The sequence below is a fragment of the Candidatus Thioglobus sp. genome (assembly GCF_028599055.1).
Taxonomy (GTDB): Bacteria; Pseudomonadota; Gammaproteobacteria; order PS1; family Pseudothioglobaceae; genus Thioglobus_A.
In genome coordinates this window covers 1-6,792 of sequence record NZ_JAQRMS010000067.1, presented here as the reverse complement: position 1 = coordinate 6,792, position 6,792 = coordinate 1, and the positions used below count along the sequence as shown (strand labels likewise).

Sequence of the window (6,792 nt, the reverse complement as noted above, 5' to 3'; positions counted from 1 at the left end):
GCGGCAACACCACCTTGATACCTTGATGGTAAAGTAGGGCGATGGTTGCTAATCCAATTTGCGAATAAAGACGTTCGGAGCCACAACCTGGGAAATAAAACACGCTAGGTGAATCAGCGCTTGATTTTTCAGGGTGTGACAAAATCGGCACACTAGTCGTATCGGTAATATTCAATAATTCGCGCAATGGACGCAAGCCAGTATCCGTAGGCAGTGGCTTATCGAGTAAGGTGGTTAGCTCAATGGTTAATGACGGCTTGCCAACGGTTTTGTTGGGTTGTTTATTTAAAAACGGCTTAGCAATACGAGCAGCTAAGTTTTGCGCTTTGTAGCCGAAATCAATGAGTAATTTTTTACTCAGATTGATTTTCCAAGGTTGTGTGGTGTTTAAATAAGCCAGTGATAGTTTTGAAGCAATATTGGTTCGGCGTTTATCTTGTTTAATTAAGATAGATTTCATCTTAATGGAGACATTGCCAAAATCAATATCAACCGGGCACGGCGTTGCGCAACGGTGGCAAATCGTGCAATGATCAGCCACATCATTTAACTCAACAAAATGATTAAGCGAAATGCCGCGTCTGGTTTGCTCTTCATATAAGAACGCTTCGGAAATTAAGTTAGTACCAATGATCTTGTCGCGAGGCGAGTAAAGTAAATTAGCCTCAGGGACATGAGTAGTACAAACACCCTTGCATTTGCCACAGCGCAGGCAAGATTTAACCATGTCGTTAATTTCACCAATTTCACTACTTTCTAAAATAAGCGCTTCTTGCTCAACCAAATGTAGAGAAGGGGTGAAGGCACCATTTAGGCCGCTGCCCGGCATTAATTTGCCTTTGTTAAAATGGTTGTCTGGGTCTACATCAGCTTTATACTGTTCAAATGCTTGTTTAAATTCATCTGATAAGTATTGATATTTAGTCAAACCAATGCCGTGTTCGCCAGAGATAACGCCACCTAAGTTGGCAGCTAGCAGCATAATCTCATCCACCACAGATTCAGCTTTTTCCAGCATCTGAGTATTGTGAGAATGAACTGGAATATTGGTATGCACATTGCCATCACCCGCATGCATGTGAGTGGCGACAAATAAACGCACGTTGCGCTGTGCATCATGAATTTGTTTAATGTCTTCGCGCATTTGAGTAAAGACATCACCCATGAGTAAGTCGTTGAGCGGATGAGCAAATTCATCCATGTAAGAGATGACGCGCCGCGCTGTTTGCACTTGCTTAAACAAATCAGCATCATCTAGCTGGTCTAGCACTTGTTGCCACTGTGAATTGATCGTATTAAGCAGCTCAAGTGCCAAGGTGATCTTATCTTTCACCAAGTGTGTTTCAGCTTTAATATTGGCTAGATAATGATGAACATCATTTAGCGTGTCTAATTTATTTTCAATCGATAGGCGAATATTGATGTGCTCAATACCGTCATTGTAATCTGCCAATTTATCGAGCGGAATAACCACGTCTTCATTAATTTTAAAGGCATTGGTGTGAGCAGCAATCGCAGCAGTATTGGCGCGATCCTTCCAGAAAATTTGACGCTTAATAGCCGCTTTAGCGACAAAACATTCACCCTCTTTATTGCGTGTAATGGTTTGAATTATCTCAATGTAGTGATCCAATTCGGATTGTTGATGGCTAGATATGTCAACCAATAAAACCATTTTTGGCAGCTCAGCCTTATTGGCTTTGGTGGTGTAATTAACCGCCTTGATGTAGCGCGCATCGAGATGCTCCATGCCGACTAAATCAACATCTTTAACACTGTCGATTAACGTTTTAATGTCAACAATGGTTGAAACTGCCGCTTTAAGATCATGGCCAAAAAATTCCAAACACAGCGTGTTAATGTGTTCTAGAGGTTGATGCAAAATGAATTCAGCAGAGGTAATAAAGCCGTCACAGCCTTCTTTTTGAATGCCTGGAAGACCGTCAAGAAATTTGTTGGTGACATCTTTGCCTAGGCCACTTTTTCTGAGTGTTTTTGTGTCAATATCCAGCACTCGGCTATCAGTAATTGTTTTTGCATCAGCCTTGAGTGTGTTAATTTTAAAGCTGACAGTTTTAAGTAGCTGAATCTTGTCTTGATTATGATTCAGACGCTCAACTTGCAACCAAGTGCCATCAGGCATCACCATTTTCCAAGATAGCAGGTTGTCAATGGTAGTGCCCCATCTTAGGGCTTTTTTGCCGCCAGCGTTCATGGCGACATTACCACCGATAGTGCAGGCGTCTTGTGAGGTTGGATCAACAGCAAATACTAAATTGTTTTTAGCGGCTAATTCACTCACGCGTTTGGTAATAACACCGGCACCGACATTGACACTATGCAGCCCATTGGTATTTTGAACACCCTCTAAAAAGCTAAGTTTCTCAGTGTTAATCACCGCGGTTTGTGCATGAAGTGGAATAGCGCCACCCGTGTAGCCTGTACCACCGCCACGAGGAATGATTGTTAAACCAAGTTCAATACAGGTTTTAACAATGGCAGATATCTCAAGTTCAGTATCTGGAGTGATGACCACTTGAGGGTATTCAACACGCCAATCGGTTGCATCGGTTGCGTGCGACGAGCGAGACAAGGCATCAAAGCGAATATTGTTATTATGCGTGACTTTTAAGAGTGCCTTTTTAATTCGATTCTTATGGTGTTTAAAATCACTCAAGCAGTGTTCAAATTTAGCCACTGCACCATCGGCACTATTAAGCAAGTCAAGCACCTTGGTATTACCATCTGCACGAGTACGAATTAAATCAAGGCGAGAATTAAGCGCTTCAATTAAAGACTTCCAGCGTCGTTGGTTTTTGATTAAGTCTTCTTGCAGATAAGGGTTTCGGTCAACCACCCACATGTCACCCAGTACTTCAAATAGCATTCTAGCACTACGACCTGTGTTGCGATTAGTGCGTAGAGATTCTAATAAATCCCAAGCATCAGCACCTAAAAATCGACACACAACCTCCTTGTCAGAAAAAGAGGTGTAGTTATAGGGAATTTCGCGATATTGCTTCAAATCCTCAAAGAGAGTGGTTAATTTCGCTTTATTTTACTATAATGGATGTTATTGAATGTTATATGTTTAGGGGGTTATATGTTGTGGGTTAAAGCGTTTCATATTATTAGTGTAATCACTTGGTTTGCCGCCTTATTTTATTTACCGCGCTTGTTTGTTTATCATGCAATGAGTGAAGATAAGCCTTCAATAGAACGATTCAAAGTAATGGAACGTAAGTTGTATCGCGGTATTATGACACCAAGCATGATACTAGCAGTTGTATTGGGTACATGGATGGTGGTTGATGCTTGGGCGTTTTATCAAACTCAATACTGGCTACATGCAAAGCTGGCACTCATCGTGCCACTACTTGCGTATCATTTCTACTGTGGCCGTTTAGTGCAGATCTTTAAATCGGATAACAATACTCGCTCTGATGTATTCTATCGTTGGTTTAACGAATTTCCAGTACTGATTCTAATTGCGGTTGTTATTTTGGTGGTTGTTAAACCGTTTTAACGAGTAATTTTTAGGTAGTTATCTGCCAAAGCTTCATAAATTGGCTGTTTGGATATTTGTTTGGATATATAACTGGCAGCGAATGCGATAATTAATCCAGGCAGAATAAGATCCATCGAACCAGTCATTTCTAGTACTAAAAAGGTAGCGGTTAACGGAGTGCGAATCACAGCCGATAGGTATGAAATCATGCCAAACAAAACCAGAGTTTGTAAATCGATTTGTTGATAAAGGCTACTAATTTCAGCACCAATAGCGCCGCCAATGGTGAGTGATGTCATAAACAATCCGCCAGCAATGGTGGATGCAAATGAAGCAAGTGAGGCAACAAACTTAGCGATGATAAATTCATAACCCAAAGACTCACCTGATAGTAATATTAGTAATTCCTTTTCGCCAGATCCTGATGTATCAGCGTTGATCGAGTTAATCGTGCCGACAATTAGTCCACAAATAATGGCAAAAACAACCACTTTGCTGTTTTTAATAAAAACAAATCTAGTGATTAAAGTGAGTGCGAGCTTGGCAAACGTAGCGCCTAATAGGCTACTTATCAACACCAATGGGGTTAGTTGCCAAAGATTGGTAATGTCAAAATAAAGATGATTAACCTTACCTAGATAGGGTGCGTCTCCATGATAGAGGCTGGCTAACAAATAACTGAATAATACAACAATGGCAATTAAAATTAAAGCTTGTTTTTTTAAATGCCGACCAATTTCTTCAAAAGCAAATAAGAAGCCAGCGATGGGCGCATTAAAGGCAACAATTAAACCCACTGAACCACCCATGGCAATAATGCCGTTGATGAATAGTTTTCTCTTGAGTTGAGTTTTGTGAAAAAAATGATAAAAAATGGAGCTACCGATATGAACACTGGGCCCGCCAAAACTAACAGAGGCACCACCCAGTACGGCAAATGACACCAGTAATAACTTACTAATGGCAATTTTAAAGGAGAGTAATAATAGTCTAATTTTTTTATTGCGTGAGTCAGTGGCAGCAATTAATTGTGGCACGCCGCTACCGCCGATAAATTCTGGTGTTTTTTGATCAAGATAGACAATCGTAGCAAACACTATTGGGGTAAGTAAAAGACTCAAATAGGGCAGGCTGGTGTTTAAATCTTTGAATAGATATTGAGCAGTATTAGCTAATTCCAAAAAAGTGATAATGGCTACTACACTAACGATACTGGCCAATAGTAAGTATAAATAAGTGGCTGGTTTGTTGGGTAGCTGGTGTGCAAGAAATCTTGTAATTTTTGCACGTGTTGGAATCATAATACTATGACACTCTTAAACTATTAAGAGAATAGGCCGGTTGAAAGGTAGCGATCACCTCGATCACACACAATAGTAACAATGGTGGCGTTGTTGATTTGTTTGGAAAGTTCAAGTGCAGCTGATACGGCGCCACCACTAGAGACGCCGGCAAAGATGCCTTCCTGTGTGGCTAATGCTCGTGTTACTTGCTCGGCTGATTGTTGCGAAACGTCCATCATTGAGTCGATACGTGATGGATCAAATATTTTTGGCAAGTATTCTTTTGGCCAACGACGGATTCCAGCAATTTGCGCGCCATCTTCTGGCTGGACGCCAATAATTTGAATGGCTGGATTTTTATGCTTTAAGGTATTTGAAACACCCATAATGGTACCCGTGGTACCCATGGCTGAGACAAAATGGGTAATGTTGCCCTGCGTATCTTGCCAGATTTCTTGCGCCGTTGTATTGATGTGTGCACCTGAATTATCAGCATTTGAGAATTGATCCAATTGAATGCCTTTGCCATCAGATTCAAGCTTATCCGCTAAATCACGCGCACCTTCCATGCCTGCCGCCTCGGTCACTAATAATAACTCTGCGCCATAAGCAGCCATAGCATCACGCCTTTCTTGTGAGAGGTTTTCAGGCATGATTAAAACCATTTTATAGCCTTTGATAGCAGTCACCATGGCTAGGGCAATGCCAGTATTGCCGCTTGTGGCTTCAATAAGGGTATCACCCGGTTTAATCTCCCCACGTGCTTCAGCTTGAGCAATCATATTAAAAGCAGCACGATCTTTTACCGAGCCAGCCGGATTGTTACCTTCTAGTTTTAACAGAATGGTGTTTGTTGGATTGGGGTTTAGTCTTTGTAATTTAACTAAAGGGGTATTTCCAATGGTTTGGTCAATGGTTTTGTAGTTCATGGTTTATACCTACAAGCTGTATCAATTTTAATATGGTTGTCGTTTAAGAATTGTTTAAATTCTGCAGCACCTCTAGACCATAATTTTTCAAAATCAAAGTCGTTGTTATTTAATTTTTGCTCAAAATTGCTTTCAGCTATAAAGCGGTTTTTAAATTCGTTAGTACTGGAAACATTGTAGAAATCTTGAAATAAGCTTAATTTATTTTTTTTATTGCACGAAAAATATAATTCATCTTCTAGGTTTTTATGTTGGATTGTGAAGTAAGCGTTATGAGATTTCAACGTTTCTATATTCTTAATAAAAATATCTTTATTACCTGTTTTGTCAGTATCAATGATAAAAAAAACTGTATCTTTCTTATTAATCAATCTTAATTTTGTTTCAAATCCATTTTGCCAAAGGTTATGTTTTTTTAATTTTCCTGCTTTGATTAATTCGCATTTTTTTAGATAGGAAAGTAACTTCTTTTCAGTTTCTCCTTCATAAAAATAATACACTTGCTTTGCCATTTTATAGCAATTCCTCTATTTTTAATGTATCTGGCAAAGTGCTAAACACATCATTTTTTACATAGCCCAGCAAGTTTCTATCGTTTTTGGTGTAACCCATTTTCTCAGGATGAGACACTTTGACAAAATCATCTTTGCGCATAAAGGTGTAACTATGAGAGGGTAAATTCATGTCTAGAATATCATAATTATGCGTTGTATAAAACAGTTGCGAGTTGGGTTTTAATTTTTCAATCATTAGATTTAGCACAGATAGCTCTAATTCTGAATGAGCATACGCCATTTTTTCATCTAGGAAAAAAGTTCCTTCACCTTCTGAAATTAAAAAATTAATAAAATGAGCAACATCAATAGATTCTATGGTTCCTCTTGATAGTCTTTCATGATTTAATATTTGTCCCTTTTCAATGATTACTTCATCGTTATTAAAAAACTTAATAATGTAGGAATTTTTAGTGCTTTCTTGAATTTTTTTAACCTCTGTGATTGAATGATCAAAAGATTTTAAGATGGCTTCTAAAATGTTAGTATTCACATCATTTTCACCCAACTCTGTTGAG

Annotated in this window: 5 protein-coding genes and 1 pseudogene; 1 reads left to right on the top strand and 5 read right to left on the bottom strand. The window is 39.2% G+C overall.

Annotation, left to right across the window (positions count from 1 at the left end; genetic code table 11):
- The coding region (locus tag PSN35_RS05320) for a DUF3683 domain-containing protein (protein WP_300030491.1) at nucleotides 1-3,025 on the bottom strand (3,025 nt) is incomplete at its 3' end.
- A 78-nt stretch (nucleotides 3,026-3,103) separates the two neighbouring features.
- Here PSN35_RS05320 and hemJ point away from each other — a divergent pair.
- Nucleotides 3,104-3,526: a protoporphyrinogen oxidase HemJ gene (hemJ, locus tag PSN35_RS05315; protein ID WP_300030488.1), complete on the top strand. Its 423-nt coding sequence runs from the start codon at nucleotides 3,104-3,106 to the stop codon at nucleotides 3,524-3,526.
- On the opposite strand, the gene PSN35_RS05310 is transcribed toward hemJ, so the two are convergent.
- From PSN35_RS05310 to PSN35_RS05295, 4 genes and pseudogenes are all read right to left on the bottom strand, one after another.
- On the bottom strand, nucleotides 3,523-4,809 hold the full coding sequence (locus PSN35_RS05310; protein ID WP_300030485.1) for a chloride channel protein: 1,287 nt from the start codon (nucleotides 4,807-4,809) through the stop codon (nucleotides 3,523-3,525). The genes hemJ and PSN35_RS05310 overlap by 4 nt on opposite strands.
- A gap of 23 nt (nucleotides 4,810-4,832) precedes the next feature.
- Entirely contained in the window at nucleotides 4,833-5,720 is an 888-nt protein-coding gene (gene cysM, locus PSN35_RS05305) for a cysteine synthase CysM (protein WP_300030483.1), read from the bottom strand.
- On the bottom strand, nucleotides 5,717-6,232 hold the full coding sequence (locus tag PSN35_RS05300; protein ID WP_300030480.1) for a hypothetical protein: 516 nt from the start codon (nucleotides 6,230-6,232) through the stop codon (nucleotides 5,717-5,719). The genes cysM and PSN35_RS05300 overlap by 4 nt, the downstream gene beginning before the upstream one ends.
- A gap of 1 nt (nucleotide 6,233) precedes the next feature.
- Nucleotides 6,234-6,792, bottom strand: a pseudogene (locus PSN35_RS05295) (hypothetical protein); the annotation flags it as partial.